Origin of the sequence: Ruegeria aquimaris, from assembly GCF_025751555.1 — a bacterium.
GTDB classification, from domain to species: domain Bacteria; phylum Pseudomonadota; class Alphaproteobacteria; order Rhodobacterales; family Rhodobacteraceae; genus Ruegeria_B; species Ruegeria_B aquimaris.
This window is the reverse complement of sequence record NZ_JAOWLB010000009.1, coordinates 15,126-33,026: the sequence shown is the minus strand read 5'-3', so window position 1 is coordinate 33,026 and position 17,901 is coordinate 15,126. Positions and strand designations below refer to the sequence as shown.

The window sequence follows — 17,901 nt, the reverse complement described above, 5'->3', positions numbered from 1 at the left end:
ACCGTGACATACGCTCAGCGCGGGCGATCGACAAACCGGAACAGGTAGATCAGCGCCAGCAACCCGAAAAACAGGCCGGACATATCGCCGATCAGATAGGCCACGAATTCAACCGCGCTGGTTCCGAAGGCAAGGTTGGTCAGGGCGGACGTCAGAACGGATGTTATTGCACCGACCACCAGAATGCAGATCCAGCAGGGGGATCGCCCGGCCGCGGGAAACAGGTTCCAGCCTGCGGCTCGCAGGGCAAAGAAGGTAACGGGGGCGACGCTCACCGCCACAACCATTGCTGCCAGTCGACTGGGCAGGAATGCGTCCCATCCCGCCACATAGACAAATGCGGCGATCACGCCCGGCAGCAGGGCCGGAATTGCCCGCCATCCCATCAGCCACGCGCTTAATACCCGTACGCCATGCGGCAGGAAAAGCAGGCTGGCGCGGCTGGGATACTCGGGGAACAGAATGTTCTGCACCGGGATCACGATCAGAAAGGTGAACGCCACAGTAAGGAAATACACCGAAGAGGCAATCGTCGTTTCCAGAAGGAACTCGTGCATGCGACCCGTGCGTACCGGCATGAGGCATTCAGAACTTGGGCTGGTTCACGACATAGCACCCTCGGTTCGCCGACGCGCATTGCGACAGGTAGCCCTTGCTCACAAGAGATCTCAGCGCCCGGAAGAATGTCGGGCGCGAAACGTCCGTCAGCAGGGAATGCTCGATCAGGCCAACGGTGCGGACTTGCCTATCATCTTCGAAAAGCTCGCTTGCCGCATAATACAGATCCCGTTCCACCGGGCTTAGATCCTGCAATCCAAGAGACCGCTCCATGCCGTGCACAAGTTTGCGGAGTTCCGCCAGTTTGGAGATCTTATACATGTAATGTCAGTTTTCAGGTTCTGAAGAGGTTTCAATTTTGCCTGTCTTTTGAATACCAAGGTTGAAGTTTTATGCAACCTCGCGCGCCTCGCGTTGTCGGCAGCTGTTTGATGGTATCATGTTGACACCCGCAGCCAATCTCTTACAATCTTAGTACGATATGGCTGCGATTAAATTGTGAGTGGTGGCAGCTGAAAAGCGTTTTCAGATTCTAACGCCCGGTGCCAGCGATGGTGCCGGGCTTTTCTTCAGAAGGCTTCGACCAAGAGACGCAAGGCCACCACTGTCAACAACACCAGCACAATTCGGTCAAAGCTGCGCCGATCGACGAATCGCGCCAGCCACGCGCCAACCGGCATTGCCCCGAACAGGGGTAAACACGCGACCGCGCTGATGGCGAGCCTCTGGGGGGTTAGAATGCCCAGTGTCCAAAGGGTCGGAAGTTGCAGCACGGACATCGACAGGAAAAAGGCCGATATGGTGGCGATGAAAGCGGTGCGTTCCAACCCCAATGAACTGACAAAGGTCAACGAAAGCGGCGCCGAGATGCCCGCGGCCCCCTGCAACACGCCCGAGGCCAGAGCCACTGGACCAACGGCCTTTTCGGCGGTTTGCCAGGGCAGATGCCATGAGGGTCGTGCAAGACGAAAAACCACATACACCAGCGCCATCGCCGCGACGCATCCCATCAGCAATCGCGACGGCAGGCTGGCCAGAGCCAGGCTGCCGATTGCTGCACCTGTGGCGGCGGCAACCATCATGGTCAGCACAAAGCGGCGCGATGGCAAGTCTGCGCGATACCGCCAGAGCTGCCAGAGGTTGGACAGAAAGGCGGGCAATGCGAACACCGCGACAGCGAATGGGACGCCATAGTAAATCGACATGATGGGCACGGCGATTACCGGAGTGCCTGCTCCTATTGCCCCCTTCAACAAGCCACCGGCCGCAAAGGCGACAAAGGCCATTACCAGTCCTTCTTCCACGTACATGCCCCTTGTTCTCAGACAGATGTGCCATCACCTCACCGCCGCGGTTTTCGAGTTTCGAACGGAGTGTCTCGTCCCATGATCTCTGCCTTGCTTGTCTTGGCACGGTGTCATTCGACTTTGGCCCTGACCTCCGGATGAGCCTCCAACTTTTGCGCAGGCTCTTCAAGACTGACGAACCGGTCTGACATATAGAGGCGCTTCGGCATCAGAACACGCCACTGCATCGGTTGCCGGACATCTGCCACGCGCAGCTGGTTGAAAGGCCTACAGCCGACGGGTCCCAGGTGACTTCAAGGAGAGGACGTGGTGGGTGATGAGAGACTCGAACTCCCGACATCTTCGGTGTAAACGAAGCGCTCTACCAACTGAGCTAATCACCCCTGCGCAGCGGATTTAGCCAAGCCGGATCGCGGGCGCAAGGGGGCTTGGCCAAAAACTGTCTTTCGCAATCACCATCAGCCGCCGACGTCTTCAGGCGCGATGGCGACCGATTTGATGACGGCATGGCATTCCGTACCAACGTTCAGATCCAGCGCGGCGGCCGAGCGCCGTGTGATCCGTGCAAGAACTGTGCCGGCCTGAGTGCGGATCGACACCAAGGCGCCCGGACCCTCGCCTGAGCGGATCTGAACCACCGTACCGGGCAGGATGTTCAGCGCCGACAATCCCTCTGGCCTGGCCCGGGACAAGATAACCTCCTGCGCCGCGACCCGCAGGCGCAGGGCCGTGCCCACGGGATGCACGCTGCCGGGCAGGAACAGGCGGACGCCTCCGGCGTCCAACTCGCAAAGACCATCCTCGTGATGGGCCACCACGGTGCCCAGCAAGACGGCACCGGCCGCACGCGCGCCCAATGGGGTGACGGACGGGTCGCTCAGAACCTCGGCCGCCGTGCCTTGCCGGACAACCCGGCCGTCCTGCAACACCACAACAGTGGTCGCCAGGCGGGCCACTTCGGCTGCGGAATGTGTGACATAGAGAATTGGGATCGCAACCTCGTCACGCAGGCGCTCGAAATAGGGCAGGATCTCGGCCTTGCGGGCCTCGTCCAGCGCGGCCAGCGGCTCATCGGCCAGAATGGCGCGGGGCGCGGACAACAGCGCCCGGCCCAAGGCCACCCTTTGCCGTTCCCCGCCCGAGAGCGCGCCCGGACGGCGCTGCAGCAGCGGGCCGATGCCCAGCATCTCGATCACGCGCTCTTCGGGTTCGATGGCGCTGCCTCGGGGCGCGAAACGGCGGCCATAGACAAGGTTCTGGTGCACGCTCAGATGCGGAAACAGGCGGGCATCCTGAAACACGTACCCCAGGCGGCGCCGATGTGGCGGCAACCAGAGGCCCTGGTCGCTATCCTGCAATGTTAGATCGCCCAGTGATATCCGCCCCCTGACGGGCTTCATCAGGCCCGCGACGGCATTCACCACCGTGGTTTTTCCGCTGCCGGACCGACCAAACAGGACGGTCACACCGGGCGGGGCCGAAAACGCCAGGTCCAGCGTCAGGGCGTCGAGGGGTTGGTACATTTCAACCGTCAGTTTCATTGTCCACCCACCCGCCGTGCGGCCCGGCGTGCCACGCTTTCCGACAAGAGCAGCGCGCCCAGCGCCAGCACGATGGAGATTGCAACAAGACGTGCAGCGGTGGTTTCGCCGCCTGGAACCTGAAGAAATGCATAGATGGCCGAGGGGATGGTCTGCGTCTGACCCGGAATATTGGAGACAAAGGTGATGGTTGCGCCGAACTCCCCCATCGCTTTGGCAAAGCCCAGGATCGCCCCGGCGATCAGGCCGGGCAGGATCAGCGGCAGGGTGACGGTGACAAAGACCCAGACCCGCGATGCGCCCAATGTTGCGGCGGCCTGTTCCAGCCGGGGATCGACCGCCTCGATCGACAGGCGGATGGCGCGCACCATCAGGGGAAAGCCCATCACCGCCGCCGCCAGTGCCGCCCCGGTCCAGTTGAAGGCCAGCGTCAGGCCAAGCGATTGCAGTAGGCGTCCTGCGGCCCCCGCCGGACCAAAGACCATCAACAGCACATAACCGGTAACCACCGGCGGCATGATCAGCGGCAGATGCACCAGCCCGTTCAGCAGCGCCCGTCCGGGAAACCGCCAGCGGGCCAGGGCATGCGCAGCCAGCATGGCCAACGGCAACGACAGAAGGGTTGCCCAGGCGGAGACCTTCAAAGACAGGGTTACGGCCTGCCATTCATCTGGGCCAAGCATCGCCATTCGCTAGTTTCCGACCGGCAGGAACCCGTGCCGGGAAAAAACCGCCTGCGCCTCGGGGCCGAAGAGATAGGTGAGAAAGTCCCGTGCCGGATCGGTGACACGCCCGGTAACCAGCGCCGCCGGATAGCGGATTGGCGGGTGACTGTCCTCGGGAAAGGTGGCGATGATGCTCACTTGCGGCTCGGCCAGCGCATCCGTGGCATAGACGATACCCAGCGGCGTTGCACCGGTAGCCACCAGCGCAAGCGCGGCCCGGACATTGTCGGTCTGTGCAACCCGGGGCTCCACGAGACTCCAAAGGCCCAGATTGCCGAGCGCGGCCTTGCCATAGATGCCAGCGGGCACCGCATCGACGAGCGCCATCGCGACTCGCCCGGTATCGCGCGCCAGCGCGGGCGCCAGTTCGGACGGTTTCTGACGGGGAGGCCCCACCAGCACCAACCGGTTCGAAAGCAGGTCGCGGCGCGACGTTGCGACGATATGGCCCTGCGCCTCCAGACTGTCCATCCACTCTGCGTTGGCCGAGATGAACAGATCCGCCGGTGCCCCCAGCCCGATCTGGCGGGCAAGCACCGAGGACCCCGCAAAGGAAACCACCACCTCATGGCCGGTTTCCGCTTCGAAACCGGCGCTCGCTTCGTCCAGCGCGGTTTTCAGGCTGGCGGCGGCAAAAACCGTGATCCGATCCGCAGCGGCAGGGCCAGCCAGCAGCAGGGCGCAAAGTGCGACCCGGATCAGAGGGGCAAAGGTGGGCAAGAACGGTCTCCTGCAAGCGATATGTCCGAGTGGAAATATCGCCCCGTGCCGGGGCGGGTGCAAGACCTAAACGCCCCTGTCCTTTGGTCGCAGGAGGGCGGTCAGCCGGTCGACATGGGGCTGGCCAGCACTGTGCGCGGCACTCTCATAGTCGCGATAGGCGGCCAGTACCGCCGTGCCGGTCTGGGTCAGGGTGGCGCTTCCGCCCTGCGCCCCACCGCGCGATCGGACAACCAGCGGCGCGCGAAACATCGCGTTCATCGTCTCGACCAGTTGCCAGGCGCGCTTGTAGCTCATCCCCATGGCCCGGCCCGCCGCGGCGATTGAGCCGGTGTCCCGGATATGCTCCAGCAACTCCGCCTTGCCGGGTCCGACCATCTCGCCCTCGTCGAAAACGATGCGCAGTTTCTGGACGGGCTGGGGGCGGGTATCGGTCATGCCCGAGAGTCTGCCGCTCTTTTGCGGCAGCGGCAAGGGCGGTCCTGTCCTTAACCGGCAAGCCTTTGAGGCGTTGCCATCAGCGCACCGATGCGGCGACCGGTATCCAGCATCCGGTTGGAAAAGCCCCATTCGTTGTCATACCAGCTGACCACCCGCACCAGCCCGTCGGCGGTGACGCTGGTCTGGGCGGCGGCAAAGCACGAGGAATGGCTGTCATGGTTGAAATCGACCGAGACAAGCGGATCCTCTTCATAGGCAAGGATACCGGCCAGCGGTCCCTCGGCGGCGGCGCGGATAGCTGCATTCACCGCCTCGCGGGTCGCCGGACGCTCGGGCACAAAGCTCAGATCGACCAGCGAGACATTCGGCGTCGGCACCCGGATCGCCGAGCCTTCGAGCCGGCCCTTGAGATGCGGCAGCACCTCGGAAATGGCGCGCGCCGCGCCGGTCGAGGTGGGGATCATCGACACCGATGCCGCCCGCGCGCGGTAAAGATCGCGATGGGCGGTGTCATGGGTCGGCTGGTCGCCAGTATAGGCGTGGATAGTGGTCATGTAGCCGGTCTTGATGCCAAAGGCGCGGTCCAGCACCATCGCCACCGGGGCCAGGCAGTTGGTGGTGCACGAGGCATTCGACACGATCAGATCATTGGCCGTCAGCGTATTGTCGTTGACACCAAAGACCACGGTACGGTCCGCTTCCTTGCCGGGGGCCGAGATCAGCACCCGTTTCGACCCGTTCTCCAGATGCCGCGCGGCCTGTTCGCGCACAGTGAACAACCCGGTGCATTCATAAGCAATATCGACATCGGACCAGGGCAGATCCTCGGGGTTGCGGATCGCTGTCAGGCGAATGCTGTTGCGGCCCACGATCATGCGATCACCCTCGACCAGCACCCGTGCCCGCAGGCGGCCATGTACGCTGTCATATTTCAGCAGATGCGCCAGGGTCTCGGGGCTGGCCAGATCGTTGATCGCAACCACCTCGATATCCTCGGCGCCGCTTTCGACCAGCGCCCTGAGCACCCCGCGCCCGATGCGTCCAAAGCCGTTGATTGCCACTTTCAGTGTCATGCCGTCCTCCATCCATGCGCGAGTTGGTTCTGTTGAGAATTTGTTAGCGCTAACAAATCGAAAAAGCAACCGCTTTCTGGGACAGTTAAAGGGGTCGTCTGACCCGGTCAGGCGATCCTACAGCTCAAAGATCGGAAAACCGCAGTCTAAAGAAGCTCTTGCCAGCGGTGGCAGGCAACCGCGTGGCCGCTCTCCGTTTGCAACACGGGTTCACGGGCCTTGCAAAGGTCGGTGGCATGCGGACAGCGGGTGTGAAACTTGCACCCAGGTGGCTGGTTGGTAGGCGAGGGAATCTCGCCTTCGAGCTTTTGCGCACGACCCCGGTCATCGGGGTCGAGCGACGGGATCGCCGAGAACAGCGCCTTGGTATAGGGGTGGCGTGGTGCGGCGAACAGTTTTCGCGTCGGCGCGCTTTCCACGATCCGGCCCAGATACATTACCGCCACATGGTCACAGCTATGGGCCACCACGCTCAGGTCGTGGCTGATGAACATATAAGTCAGGCCCAACTCGGACTGGAGGTTTTTCAACAGGTTCAGGATATCGGCCTGGATCGACACATCCAGCGCGGCGACGGATTCGTCGGCCACCACGAAACGCGGCCCCGAGACCAGCGCGCGCGCGATCGAGATCCGCTGCCGCTGCCCGCCCGAAAAAGCGTGTGGAAAGCGCCGCAGATGTTCCAGGTTCAACCGGCATTTCGCGGCAATCTCGCGCACGCGGGCATCGGTTTCCTCGCGCGAGGCGGTCAGCCCCATCACCTCAAGCGGTTCGGCGATGATGTCGCGCACCGTCATGCGCGGGCTGAGCGCGGCGTATGGGTCTTGAAAGATCAGCTGCGCACGTTTGCGGTAATCCTTCAACTCGGTGCCGGACAAGGTGGAGAGGTCGTAACGCACCTCGCCATCGTGATAGGTTGCATGCCCGCCGGTGATCGGCACCGCGTTGAGCAGCGCCCGGCCCAGCGTGGTCTTGCCCGAGCCGCTTTCGCCCACAACGCCAAAGAACGACCCGCGTGGAATACCAATGGAAATCCCGTCCACCGCCTTGAGCGTCTTCTTGTTGAAGAGACGCCCGCCGACGGGAAAGCCCACCGTCAGATCGCGGGTTTCGATCAGCAGTTCCTCGGTCATGCGGCGGTGTCCTGATGGCAGAGATGGCAGGCGGTGCGGTGATGCGGGCCGGTATCGGTCCAGCCGGGCACCGCCGTGCGGCAGATATCACCGATGATCCGGGTGCAGCGGGTGTGGAACACGCAGCCCTCGGGCCGTTCCAGCGGCGAGGGGATGTCGCCCGGCACCGGTTGCAAAGGTTTGTCCAGATCGTCCAGTTGCGGCAGTGCGTCGATCAGGCCCCGGGTATAGGGGTGTTGCGGGTTTCGGATCACCTCGCGCACCGGGCCCTGCTCGACCATGCGGCCCAGATACATCACCGCCACCTTGTCAGCGGTCTGCGCCACCACGCCCAGGTCATGGGTGATAAAAATGATGCCCATGCCGAATTCGGCCACCAGATCCTTCATCAGGTCGATCACCTGCGCCTGGATGGTCACATCGAGCGCCGTGGTCGGTTCATCCGCAATCAACAGTTTCGGCCGCGTCGACAGCGCCATGGCGATCATCGCGCGCTGGCGCATCCCACCCGACAGTTCGAACGCGTATTGGTTGAACCGGCTGGCCGCGTCTGAAATCCCGACCCGGTCGAGCATCTCGATCGACAGGTCGCGCGCGGCGCGCTTGCTCAGATCGGTATGGATCAGCAGTTGTTCCACCATCTGGCTGCCGATGGTCATCGCTGGCGCGAAACTGGCCATCGGTTCCTGAAAGATCATGCTGACAGCCCCGCCGCGCACGATCTCCATGTCACGTGGACGTTTCAGCGACATCACATCCACCGGTCCACCATCCAGATGCAGGGTGATCCGGGTGGCGGGGTCATAGACGGCATTGGCGGCGTTCAGCTTCATCAGCGCCTTGGCGGTCACCGACTTGCCCGAGCCGCTTTCGCCCACCAGCCCCATCACCTCGCCCGGGGCCAGCGAGAAGGACACATCCTCGACCGCGGTGATCAGCCCTTCGTCGGTGCGGAATTCCAGGGTCAGGTTCTCGACGTCGATCAGGCTCATTTGCGGCTCTCCGAATAGGGATCGGCCGCATCGCGCAGCCCGTCGCCGACAAAGACAAAGGCCATGACCAGCGCAATGAAGAACAGGACCGGGATGAAATACCACTGATAGTTCAGCAGAACATCGGCCTTGGTCACGTTCTGCAGCATCACGCCCAAGCTGTTGACCGGGTCCTTGAGGCCAAGCCCGATAAAGCTGAGCGCCGTTTCGCTGAGCACGACATAAGGAAACGAGATCACCAGATCGACGATGATGTAACTGGTGAAACTGGGCAGCAGGTGGCGCCGGATGATGTGGCTGGGCGAGGCGCCGCACAGCTGCGCAGCCAGCACGTATTCCTGATTGCGCTCGGTCAAGAGATGGGTGCGTACCCGCCGCGCCAGCGTCGGCCAGCCCACCAGGCCCAGGATCAGGGTGATGACAAAGAACCGCGTCTCGGCTGACCATTCCGGCGGGATGAATGCGGCGATGGCCATGAAGAGCGGGATCGAGGGTATGGTGCGCACCGCATCCGTCACCATCTGGATCACGCTGTCGATCATGCCGCCATAATAGCCCGCGATCCCCCCGATGGCGAGCGCCAGCACGAACGAGATCAGAACCCCCAATGTTCCAACCTGAAGCGAAGTCCAGACCGCGTGCAGGGTGCGGCTGAAGATATCCTTGCCGGCGCTGTCGGTGCCAAACAGGTGGACATAGCCCTGATCCATCCCGAACAGGTGGATGTTGCCGGGGATGAAGCCAAAGAGCTTGTAACTGTCGCCCTGAACGAAGAACTGCACATAGCGCCGTTCATCCTCGTTCACCTTTTCCACCCAGCGGAAATTGGTGGCAAGCGAGCGTTCACGGGTGACCGTGTGCAGGAATGGGCGCAGCGAACAGCCGTTCTTGTCGCAGAACTTCGGAACTTGCGGTGCGCCGTTCAGGTAATCCTTGTCGCGTCCCGCGACCGTGGGGTCATAGGGCGACAGAAAAGGCGCGAACAGGCCCGACAGGATCAACACCACCAGCACCGTTGCCGCCACCATGGCGGCGCGCTGTTTCTTGAACCTTGCCCAGATCAACTGCCGCTGCGAGGCGGTGAAATAGGCTTCCTTGGCGGTCTGGCTTGGGGCTGTCATCGGATCACCTCAGGATGCTCTTGCGCACGCGCGGGTCGATCACCGCCAGCAGGATGTCGGTGGCAAAGTTCAACGTCACGATCGAGGCGGTCAGAAGGAAAATGATGGCGCCCGCCAATTGCTGGTCGTTCGAGCGCGCCAGCGCCTCGAGCAGCAGCGACCCGGCCTCGGTCAGGGTCAGTATCAGCGCCACGATGGGCAGTTCGTTGAAGATGCGGTTGAGGTCGAAACCCAGCGAATTGACGATCGGCCCCAGCGCGTGCCGCGCCGGATAGCGCCACAACAAGCGCCGGCCATAAAGCCCCCGCGCGGCGGCGGCGGTGACGTATAGCTTGCCGATCTCGTCCGACATCAGCGCGCGCACGGTTTGCAGCGCAAACGCGGTGGCCGACCAGCCCAGGATAAATACGGGCAACCAGGCGTGTTTCAACAGGTCCAGCACCCGGTCCACCGACCAGGGCGCCTCCTTGTACTCGGGCGAGAACAGGCCCGTCAGCGTCTCGCCGAAATAGACGGTCGAGACCAGCATCACCATCAGCGCCAGCAGGAAATTCGGCATCGCCAGCCCCAGATAGCTGACCACGCGCAACGAGTTGTTCAGGTACGGATTGCGCGAGGCGGCCGAGATGATGCCGACCGGAATGGCGATCATATAGGCCAGGAACAACGCGCCCAGACAGATCCAGAGCGAAATCCAGAACTTGTCGCCCAAGAGTTGCGCGATATCGACGCGCAGGATGCAGCTATCGCCAAAATCGCCCCGGAACGCACCGGCCAGCCAGCTTGTCCATCGGGTCAGAAACGGTTGGTCCAGCCCCAGCCGGGCGCGCTCGGCCGCGATATCGGCCAGCGTGATGGCGGACCCTTGGGTATTCTTGTAGGCGAGGTAACGCTCGGCACAGTCGCCGGGCACCAGCTCCATCAGCGAAAAGACGATCAGCGACACGATCACCAGCGTGACCAATGCCATGACCGCCCGCGTGGCGGCAAATCGCGCGAAATGAAGCATGGAAACCTCGTCGAGGAGAAGGAGAAACGGGCAGCCGCGCCGCCCGTTTCCAGAGTGGTCTTATTCGCTCAGCCACCACTGGGCGGGGCGATAGGGATAGGTCCGGTAGAACTCGTAGGATTGCGTCTTGAACTCGGGGAAGTTCTTGAGCTTGTTCGAGTGATAGACCGGCGCCGGGGCGTTGATGGTGCCGATGAACAGGACCTGGCCGGTCATGATCTCGACCATCTTCTGCGCGGCGGCAATCGAGGCTTCGGTGCCCGGGGCGCTCGACTGGTAAGTGTCCAGCTCACCCTTCAGCTCGGCCACCCATGCGGGCGGTTCCACCCCGGCGGATCCGTTCGAGCTGATCCATTCGGCCCAGAGCATGCCGGTGCGCACATCGAAATAGCCGTCAAACGGCGGTACCCAGATTTCACCGTCACCCAGGATCGAACCGGCGGGCTGGCCCTTGCCCCACATCATCACATCCAGCGTATTGGCCGATTGCGACGCGCGGTATTCGTCCGAGGTGACTTCCTTGATGGTGGTGGTCACGCCCACATCGGTCCAGTTTTGCGCGATCAGTTCCACCAACTGCGAGGAGCTGGCTTGGGTCGAGAACTGCCAGTCCAGCACGAACGGGTCGCCATTGGGCAGATCGCGGTCACCGTCGCCATCCTTGTCGACAACGCCGATCTCGTCCAGCAGCGCGCGGGCGCGGTCGGGATCAAAGGCAATCTCGTGGTTCGACCATTTCTCGTCGATGAAATCGGGGCGCGGCGAGAAGCCGATATACTGGTTGGGCGTGCCCAGACCAAAGGCAACGACTTCGTTCAGCTGATCGCGGTCTATGGCCACCGACATGGCAGTACGGAACCGCACATCATTGAAGACGGCGCGCTTGCCCATGTCCTCGGAGGTGACGTTGAAGGTCAGCGTCGCGCTGGCGATGCCGGGTTTCACGTCGACAGTGTAGTTGCCCTTTTCCTGGCCTTCCAGCAGCACCGGCGCCTGGGTCAGGTTGACCGCCTGCGACTTGTAATCCACCTCGCCGTTCAACAGTTTCAGGGTGCGGACTTCCTCGTCGCCCACATAGGTCTCGTCCATTTCCGAGATATAGGGCAGCTGGTTGCCCGCCGTGTCCACCTGGAAGAAATAGGGGTTGGCGACATAGTGCCGACCCTCGGTGGTTTCCTTCACCAGGATATGGCTTTCCAGCGTCGGCATGGTGTCCTTGGGCAGTCCGGCCAGCTTGTCTCCCGCCGTCAGCATCGGCGAGGGCGTGTCCATCCAGTCCGAGTTGCCGTAATAGGCCTTGATCAGCTCATAGCCGTTTTCATAGCCAAGCGCCTGCGCATTGGCGTCCGCGTTGGCATCCAGCGCCGGGTGGAACTGTCCAAAGAAATGCTTGGGTTGGAAGGGCTGCACATAGGTGAACGAGAAGGTCTCGATCAGGCCCGGCTTGGGCGCTTCCAGCGTGAAGCGCACGGTGGTGTCATCGACAGCCTCGACCTTCATCGGCTTGCCACCGGCCAGGGCGTAATCCTTGGGCTCGGCCATGACATTGGTGTCCATCATCAGGTTGTCATACCAGAACACCACGTCGGCGGCGGTAAAGGGCGCGCCGTCCGACCATTTGTGACCGGCACGCAGATGCACCGTCAGCTGGGTGAAATCCTCGTTCCATTCCCAGGACTTGGCGACATTCGGCACCACGGTTTGCAGGTCGTCTGAATAGCGGAACAGGTTCACGTGACGCACCGAAAGGAAATCCGAAGTGCCGGATTCGGTGGCGTTCGACAGGGCGTCGAACACCCCGCCATACTGACCGATCCCGTCATAGGGGGCGACAACCAGCGGCTCGGAGGGTAGACGTTCAGCCAGCGGCGGCAGGTCCGGGTTTCCCTTGATCCGGGCGTTCAGATCACCAATCGCCGGGTTTTCTGAAAACTCCATCGTGCAGCCCGCAGCCGACTGGAACTCGGCCAGGTCGTATTGCTGCGGATTGGCGCCCGCTGCCACACCCATCGGGTCGGCGACAGTAACCGCCGGGCAATTGGCAAGTGCCGCGCCCGGCAGGGCGATGGCTGCAACACCACAAAGAAGAATGCGTTTCATGAGACCTCCCATCGGTAAAGAAAACGCTCAGTTCTGATTATTGCTCCGCCGCGTCGGGCAGAGGTGTCCGGGTCGTGATCCGGCCGGATTTCGAAGTAACATGCGTCCGCGCGCCTACCTGGTTCAGCGCTTCGACCAATGGGCCGGGCGGGTCACCATCGGTGACCAGATCGGTCACCTTGTCCATCGGACAGGCAATACAGGGCGCGGTCGCGGTGAATTTCCTGCAATCTGCGGCGACGATAACACGCCGTGCATGTCCCGTCAGGGCGCGTGTTAGTTCCGCCTCGCGCGGATTGTTGGCCAGAACACCCAGGTCCGGCGAAACCGCATCGGCGCCGATGATCAGCGCGTCATAAGAGAACTGTTTCGAGAACTCCTCGGTCGCGCGACCAAAGCTGCCGCGTTCGGCGCGCGAGACCTCGCCGCCCGCCAGAAACACACGGCTGCCATTGTGATCGGCCAGCGCCGCAACGACCGAGATCGAGTTGGTGACAACGATCAGGTCCTTGAGCTCGCGCAGCTGCTCGGCGACATAGGTGGTGGTGGAGCCGACATTCACAAAGATCGTCATGCCGTCCTGAATCAGGCTCATCACCCCTTTGGCGATGCGGGTCTTTTCCTTGGGCAATTGTTCCAGCGCACCCGAGTACATCGGCGCATCCTGCGATCCGCGCAGGTAGGTGCCGCCGTGTACCCGCTCGACCTTGCCCTGCTTGGCAAGGGTCTTGACCAACCGGCGAACGGTTTCTTCTGACACGTCCATGACCTGTGCGATCTGCCCGTTGCGTGCAGATCCACCAAGTCGGGCCAGCACATCCAGAAGCTCGTGCCCCCGGTGGGGAACTTTGGTGTCGGTATCCTTCATCATGCTAGCAAACACACAAATTTCGTCATAAATCCACAAAAAACAAAAATGGGTAACAGTTTAATGACCTTTCGAAGAAAGTTTCATCATCAGTGTGGATATTTCGGGCTGGGCGCAAATGACCTGTAGCAGGGTCAACGCTGCTGGCATCAAAACCGCCATTGCTCAGAACGCGTCTACGCGCAATAGCTGTGTAACCGCATGTCTGAGGGGGAGGCCAGGGATGGCAAGACAGATAACGGAACCTGCGCGCGAGATCGACGTTGTACACGAAACCGACGTGCTGGTGGTGGGCTCGGGGCCGGGCGGGCTGCCTGCCGCGCTGGCGGCGGCGCGGGCGGGGGCCGAGGTCACGCTGGTCGAACGGTTCGGCTGTTTTGGCGGCAACCTGACCGTCGTCGGGGTCGAGGGGATGCACTGGTATCGCCACGAGCAGACCATCGAATCGAACGGCATCGCCCGCGAATTCGAGGAAAAGGCCAAGGAAATGGGCGCCGCCGTGCCGGAAAGCCAGTCACTGAGCCACGAGATCGACAGCGAGGGGTTCAAGCTGGTCGCCGACCGGATGGTGCTGGACGAGCCTAATATCCGCCCCATGCTGCACCGTTTTTTCGTGGCGCCCCTGATGGAGGGCGACACGATCATCGGCATCGTCACCGAATCGAAGTCGGGGCGCGAGGCGATCCTGGCCAAGCGGGTGATTGATGCCACAGGCGATGCCGATGTTGTGGCCCGCGCCGGAGCGCCCGTTCACAAGACGCCTGCCGAACAGATGATGGCGGCCTCGGTCATGTTCCACCTTGCGGGCGTGGACAAGCAGCGGTTCATGGATGGGATCAAGGCTGATCCGCAGACCTACAAGGACTGGGGTGGCGGCGAGTGGAATATCGAGACCTCGGGGAAAGAGGATGACATGTTCTCGCCCTTCCTCAAGAAGCCGTTCCAGCAGGCGATCCGCGACGGGCTGATCCCGCCGCATCTGAACACCATCTCGGGCACCTGGGGCGCGGTGCATGACACCGGCGAACTCACCTACATGAACCTCATCCATCTCGATGGCTGCGACGGCACCGACCCCGACAGCCTGACCACTTATGAGATCGAGGGCCGCCGCCAGACCATGCTGGCCATCGAGGCGTTGCGGCGCTACACCCCCGGCTGCGAGAATATCCGGCTGCGCAACTTCGGCATGTCGATCGGTATCCGCGATACCCGCAAGGTCGATTGCTTTTACAACATGACCGAGACGGATGTGCGCGAACAGGGCCGGTTCGAGGATTCCATCGGCATCTTCCCCGAGTTCATCGACGGCTACGGCATCCTGATCCTGCCCACCACCGGACGCTATTTCCAGATGCCCTATCGCAACCTGCTGCCCCGCAAGGTGAGAAACCTGCTGGTCGCGGGCCGCATCACCGGTGGTGACCGGATCAGCCATGCCGCGACCCGCAACATGGCCTGCTGCGCGGTGACCGGGCAGGGGGCGGGTATCGCGGCGGCGCTATCGGTGAAATCGAACCGCCCGCTCGACGAGATCGACCCGCTGCTGATCCAGAAGGAGCTGGAGCGTCAGGGCGGGCGGCACCACTGAACGAAAAAGGCCCCGCCGGATGGCGGGGCCCTTGATCTGGTTTCGAACCGATCAGCCGATGGCGACGGCCTTCACGTCCTCGTCGATATAGGGGACGTATTGCTCGAAATTGTCGGCGAACATCTGCACCAGCTTGGCCGCCTGCTTGTCAAAGGCGCCCTGATCGTCCCAGGTGCGGCGCGGGTCCAGCAGAACCTCGGCCACGCCCGGCACCGATACTGGCACGTCAAAGCCGAAATTGCCGTCCTTGCGGAACTCGGCATTGTTGAGCGAGCCATTGAGCGCGGCGGTCAGCAGGGCGCGGGTGGCCTTGATCGGCATCCGGCTGCCAACGCCATAGGCGCCGCCGGTCCAGCCGGTGTTGACCAGCCAGCAGGTCGCGCCATGACGGGCGATCTTGTCGCGCAGCAGGTTGCCATAGACCTCGGGGCGGCGCGGCATGAAGGGCGCACCGAAACAGGTCGAGAAGGTCGGCTGCGGTTCGGTCACGCCCCTCTCGGTTCCCGCCACCTTCGAGGTGAAGCCCGACAGGAAGTGATACATCGCCTGCGCCGGGGTCAGCCGCGCGATCGGCGGCAGCACGCCAAAGGCGTCACAGGTCAGCATGATGATGTTCTTGGGATGCCCACCCAGCGCCGAGGCCGAGGCGTTCGAGATGTATTCCAGCGGATAGGCGCAACGCATGTTGGCCGTCAGGCTGTCATCGTCGAAATCCAGTTCCTTGGTTTCTTCATCGAACACCATGTTTTCGATCACGGTCGCGAACTTGGTGGTGGTGGCGTAGATTTCCGGCTCGGCCTCAGGGTTGAGGTTGATGGTCTTGGCATAGCAGCCGCCTTCGAAGTTGAAGGTGCCGCGATCCGACCAGCCATGCTCGTCATCGCCGATCAGCACACGCGCCGGGTCTGCCGACAACGTGGTCTTGCCGGTGCCGCTGAGGCCAAAGAACACCGCGGTGTCGACCGGGTTGCCGACCGCGTGGTTGGCCGAGCAATGCATCGGCATCACGCCTTTTTCCGGCAGCATGTAGTTCAGCAGGGTGAACACCGATTTCTTGTTCTCGCCCGCATATTCGGTGCCGCCGATCAGGATCAGCTTGCGGTCGAAATTCATCGCGATCACGGTCTCGCTGCGGCAGCCATGCTTGGCCGGATCGGCCTGGAAGCTGGGGCAGTTGATGACGGTGAAATCGGCGATGAAGTCGTTCAGATCCTCGCGCGCCGGACGGCGCAGAAGGTGGCGGATGAACAGATTGTGCCAGGCCAGTTCGGTGACCATGCGCACGTTGATCGAATAGGCAGGATCGGCGCCGCCGACCAGATCCTGTACGAAATAGTCCTTGCCCTTCATATGGGCCAGCATGTCGTCATAAAGCGCGTCAAACCCTTCGGGGCTCATCGCGGCGTTGTTGTCCCACCAGATGCTGTCGGCAACGCTGGCGGTCTTGACCACGTGCTTGTCCTTGGGCGAGCGGCCGGTGAACTTGCCGGTGGTGACCAGGAACGCCCCGCCATTGCCCAGCGTGCCTTCGCCCCGCTGCAGCGCCGCTTCGATCAGCGCCGGTTCCATGAAGTTGTAATAGACATTGCCCAGACCCTCGATGCCCTGATCTTCGAGGCGGAATTGCGGGTTAACCCGTCCAGATGTCATGCGTCATTCTCCGTGTGTCGGCGGCCCGGGGCCATTGCGGCACCATCGCGCCCTTTGGGCTTGGCTCCGGCAAAGGCCGGTGTGAGCGCCTCTTATCATGACGTTTTGGGGCATGAACAGGACGCTTTGGCGCAGTTAGCGCAACCAAGTTGCAGTTTAGCGCAACCATGAATTTCCGGCCTATTTCAAGAGCATGGATTCAGAACCGGTTAGGATTTTTTTGTCTCAATCCTCTACGACGGGCGTGCGAATCGCAGTTTCGGATTGATTCGCAACGCCAAAAGAGCGATGAATGTGGAAAAAATAATACAGATGCGAGCAGCATAGGGGCACTCACGATGTCAAAGATTGCTTTGGTTGATGACGACAGAAACATTCTGACGTCCGTTTCGATGACTCTCGAGGCCGAGGGTTTCGAAGTTGAAACTTATAACGATGGTCAGGCCGCCCTCGACGCGTTCAACAAGAAACTGCCGGATATGGCGGTTCTGGATATCAAGATGCCACGCATGGATGGCATGGATTTGTTGCAGCGCCTGCGGCAGAAGACCCAGATGCCGGTGATCTTCCTCACCTCCAAGGATGACGAGATCGACGAGGTTCTGGGCCTGCGCATGGGCGCCGACGACTATGTCAAGAAACCATTCTCGCAGCGTCTGCTGGTCGAGCGGATCCGGGCGCTGTTGCGGCGGCAAGAGGCCGTGGCGGGCGATGTGACCGGCACGACGCCTGAAACCAAGGTGATGGAGCGCGGGCACCTGCGGATGGACCCGCTGCGCCATGCGGTCAGCTGGAAAGGCTCGGACGTTTCGCTGACGGTGACCGAATTCCTGCTGTTGCAGGCGCTCGCGCAGCGGCCTGGTTTCGTCAAGAGCCGTGATCAGCTGATGGATGTCGCCTATGACGATCAGGTCTATGTCGACGACCGCACCATCGACAGCCACATCAAGCGCCTGCGCAAGAAGATGCGTTCGGCCGATCCGGATTTCGCGGCGATTGAGACGCTGTACGGGATCGGTTACAGATATAACGAAGAATAATCAGCCTGAACGGGCGGTACCGGGGGGATCGC

General features: G+C 61.9%; 17 protein-coding genes and 1 tRNA gene. 2 read left to right on the top strand and 16 right to left on the bottom strand.

Annotated features, from left to right (window positions below):
- Window positions 1-14: 14 nt before the first annotated feature.
- The 15 genes from OE747_RS13440 to OE747_RS13370 form a co-directional block, all read right to left on the bottom strand.
- Window positions 15-578, bottom strand: a complete 564-nt coding sequence (locus tag OE747_RS13440; RefSeq protein WP_263829101.1) for a hypothetical protein — start codon at window positions 576-578, stop codon at window positions 15-17.
- Window positions 579-585: 7 nt separating this feature from the next.
- Window positions 586-879, bottom strand: coding sequence for a hypothetical protein (locus OE747_RS13435; protein WP_263829100.1), 294 nt, complete (start codon window positions 877-879; stop codon window positions 586-588).
- Window positions 880-1,127: 248 nt separating this feature from the next.
- Window positions 1,128-1,862: a sulfite exporter TauE/SafE family protein gene (locus OE747_RS13430; RefSeq protein ID WP_263829099.1), complete on the bottom strand. Its 735-nt coding sequence runs from the start codon at window positions 1,860-1,862 to the stop codon at window positions 1,128-1,130.
- A gap of 310 nt (window positions 1,863-2,172) precedes the next feature.
- Window positions 2,173-2,248 (bottom strand) — tRNA-Val (locus OE747_RS13425).
- Window positions 2,249-2,323: 75 nt separating this feature from the next.
- On the bottom strand, window positions 2,324-3,406 hold the full coding sequence (modC, locus tag OE747_RS13420; RefSeq protein ID WP_263829098.1) for a molybdenum ABC transporter ATP-binding protein: 1,083 nt from the start codon (window positions 3,404-3,406) through the stop codon (window positions 2,324-2,326).
- Window positions 3,403-4,095 carry a molybdate ABC transporter permease subunit gene (gene modB / locus OE747_RS13415; RefSeq protein ID WP_263829097.1) on the bottom strand — a complete coding sequence of 231 codons (693 nt, stop codon included), beginning with the start codon at window positions 4,093-4,095 and terminating at the stop codon, window positions 3,403-3,405. The genes modC and modB overlap by 4 nt, the downstream gene beginning before the upstream one ends.
- Before the next feature lie 3 nt (window positions 4,096-4,098).
- Window positions 4,099-4,851: a molybdate ABC transporter substrate-binding protein gene (gene modA / locus OE747_RS13410; protein WP_263829096.1), complete on the bottom strand. Its 753-nt coding sequence runs from the start codon at window positions 4,849-4,851 to the stop codon at window positions 4,099-4,101.
- Window positions 4,852-4,917: 66 nt separating this feature from the next.
- A complete protein-coding gene (locus tag OE747_RS13405; RefSeq protein WP_263829095.1) occupies window positions 4,918-5,289 on the bottom strand; it encodes a winged helix-turn-helix domain-containing protein in 372 nt (123 codons plus the stop codon).
- 50 nt (window positions 5,290-5,339) lie between these two features.
- A complete protein-coding gene (gap, locus tag OE747_RS13400; protein ID WP_263829094.1) occupies window positions 5,340-6,365 on the bottom strand; it encodes a type I glyceraldehyde-3-phosphate dehydrogenase in 1,026 nt (341 codons plus the stop codon).
- A 146-nt stretch (window positions 6,366-6,511) separates the two neighbouring features.
- Complete coding sequence (locus OE747_RS13395) at window positions 6,512-7,498, bottom strand: ABC transporter ATP-binding protein (RefSeq protein ID WP_263829093.1); 987 nt, start codon at window positions 7,496-7,498, stop codon at window positions 6,512-6,514.
- Window positions 7,495-8,490 (bottom strand): ABC transporter ATP-binding protein, encoded by a 996-nt coding sequence (locus OE747_RS13390; protein WP_263829092.1) that lies wholly within the window; start codon window positions 8,488-8,490, stop codon window positions 7,495-7,497. Before OE747_RS13390 ends, OE747_RS13395 begins: the two co-directional genes overlap by 4 nt.
- Window positions 8,487-9,611 (bottom strand): ABC transporter permease, encoded by a 1,125-nt coding sequence (locus OE747_RS13385; protein ID WP_263829091.1) that lies wholly within the window; start codon window positions 9,609-9,611, stop codon window positions 8,487-8,489. Before OE747_RS13385 ends, OE747_RS13390 begins: the two co-directional genes overlap by 4 nt.
- Window positions 9,612-9,615: 4 nt before the next feature.
- Window positions 9,616-10,620, bottom strand: a complete 1,005-nt coding sequence (locus tag OE747_RS13380) for an ABC transporter permease (protein ID WP_263829090.1) — start codon at window positions 10,618-10,620, stop codon at window positions 9,616-9,618.
- A gap of 60 nt (window positions 10,621-10,680) precedes the next feature.
- The gene (locus OE747_RS13375; RefSeq protein ID WP_263829089.1) at window positions 10,681-12,720 is read right to left on the bottom strand and encodes an ABC transporter substrate-binding protein; all 2,040 of its coding nucleotides are present in this window, start codon (window positions 12,718-12,720) and stop codon (window positions 10,681-10,683) included.
- A 37-nt stretch (window positions 12,721-12,757) separates the two neighbouring features.
- Window positions 12,758-13,591, bottom strand: coding sequence for a DeoR/GlpR family DNA-binding transcription regulator (locus OE747_RS13370; RefSeq protein WP_263829088.1), 834 nt, complete (start codon window positions 13,589-13,591; stop codon window positions 12,758-12,760).
- A 220-nt stretch (window positions 13,592-13,811) separates the two neighbouring features.
- Here OE747_RS13370 and OE747_RS13365 point away from each other — a divergent pair, with 220 nt between their 5' ends.
- The gene (locus OE747_RS13365) at window positions 13,812-15,179 is read left to right on the top strand and encodes an FAD-dependent oxidoreductase (RefSeq protein ID WP_263829087.1); all 1,368 of its coding nucleotides are present in this window, start codon (window positions 13,812-13,814) and stop codon (window positions 15,177-15,179) included.
- A 51-nt stretch (window positions 15,180-15,230) separates the two neighbouring features.
- Here OE747_RS13365 and OE747_RS13360 read toward each other — a convergent pair whose 3' ends face one another.
- A complete protein-coding gene (locus OE747_RS13360; RefSeq protein WP_263829086.1) occupies window positions 15,231-16,829 on the bottom strand; it encodes a phosphoenolpyruvate carboxykinase in 1,599 nt (532 codons plus the stop codon).
- Window positions 16,830-17,167: 338 nt separating this feature from the next.
- On the opposite strand from OE747_RS13360, the gene OE747_RS13355 reads away from it, so the two are divergent.
- Complete coding sequence (locus OE747_RS13355; RefSeq protein WP_263388635.1) at window positions 17,168-17,869, top strand: response regulator transcription factor; 702 nt, start codon at window positions 17,168-17,170, stop codon at window positions 17,867-17,869.
- The last annotated feature ends 32 nt before the right edge of the window (window positions 17,870-17,901 follow it).

Excerpts from the sequence above, each read along its gene's own strand:
- OE747_RS13365 (WP_263829087.1), top strand. The coding sequence starts at position 13,812 with ATGGCAAGACAGATAACGGAACCTGCGCGCGAGATCGACGTTGTACAC.
- OE747_RS13375 (WP_263829089.1), bottom strand. The coding sequence starts at position 12,720 with ATGAAACGCATTCTTCTTTGTGGTGTTGCAGCCATCGCCCTGCCGGGC.
- OE747_RS13390 (WP_263829092.1), bottom strand. The coding sequence starts at position 8,490 with ATGAGCCTGATCGACGTCGAGAACCTGACCCTGGAATTCCGCACCGAC.
- OE747_RS13395 (WP_263829093.1), bottom strand. The coding sequence starts at position 7,498 with ATGACCGAGGAACTGCTGATCGAAACCCGCGATCTGACGGTGGGCTTT.
- modC (WP_263829098.1), bottom strand. The coding sequence starts at position 3,406 with ATGAAACTGACGGTTGAAATGTACCAACCCCTCGACGCCCTGACGCTG.
- modB (WP_263829097.1), bottom strand. The coding sequence starts at position 4,095 with ATGGCGATGCTTGGCCCAGATGAATGGCAGGCCGTAACCCTGTCTTTG.
- OE747_RS13385 (WP_263829091.1), bottom strand. The coding sequence starts at position 9,611 with ATGACAGCCCCAAGCCAGACCGCCAAGGAAGCCTATTTCACCGCCTCG.
- OE747_RS13435 (WP_263829100.1), bottom strand. The coding sequence starts at position 879 with ATGTATAAGATCTCCAAACTGGCGGAACTCCGCAAACTTGTGCACGGC.
- OE747_RS13360 (WP_263829086.1), bottom strand. The coding sequence starts at position 16,829 with ATGACATCTGGACGGGTTAACCCGCAATTCCGCCTCGAAGATCAGGGC.
- OE747_RS13355 (WP_263388635.1), top strand. The coding sequence starts at position 17,168 with ATGTCAAAGATTGCTTTGGTTGATGACGACAGAAACATTCTGACGTCC.
- OE747_RS13405 (WP_263829095.1), bottom strand. The coding sequence starts at position 5,289 with ATGACCGATACCCGCCCCCAGCCCGTCCAGAAACTGCGCATCGTTTTC.
- gap (WP_263829094.1), bottom strand. The coding sequence starts at position 6,365 with ATGACACTGAAAGTGGCAATCAACGGCTTTGGACGCATCGGGCGCGGG.
- OE747_RS13440 (WP_263829101.1), bottom strand. The coding sequence starts at position 578 with ATGCCGGTACGCACGGGTCGCATGCACGAGTTCCTTCTGGAAACGACG.
- OE747_RS13370 (WP_263829088.1), bottom strand. The coding sequence starts at position 13,591 with ATGATGAAGGATACCGACACCAAAGTTCCCCACCGGGGGCACGAGCTT.
- OE747_RS13380 (WP_263829090.1), bottom strand. The coding sequence starts at position 10,620 with ATGCTTCATTTCGCGCGATTTGCCGCCACGCGGGCGGTCATGGCATTG.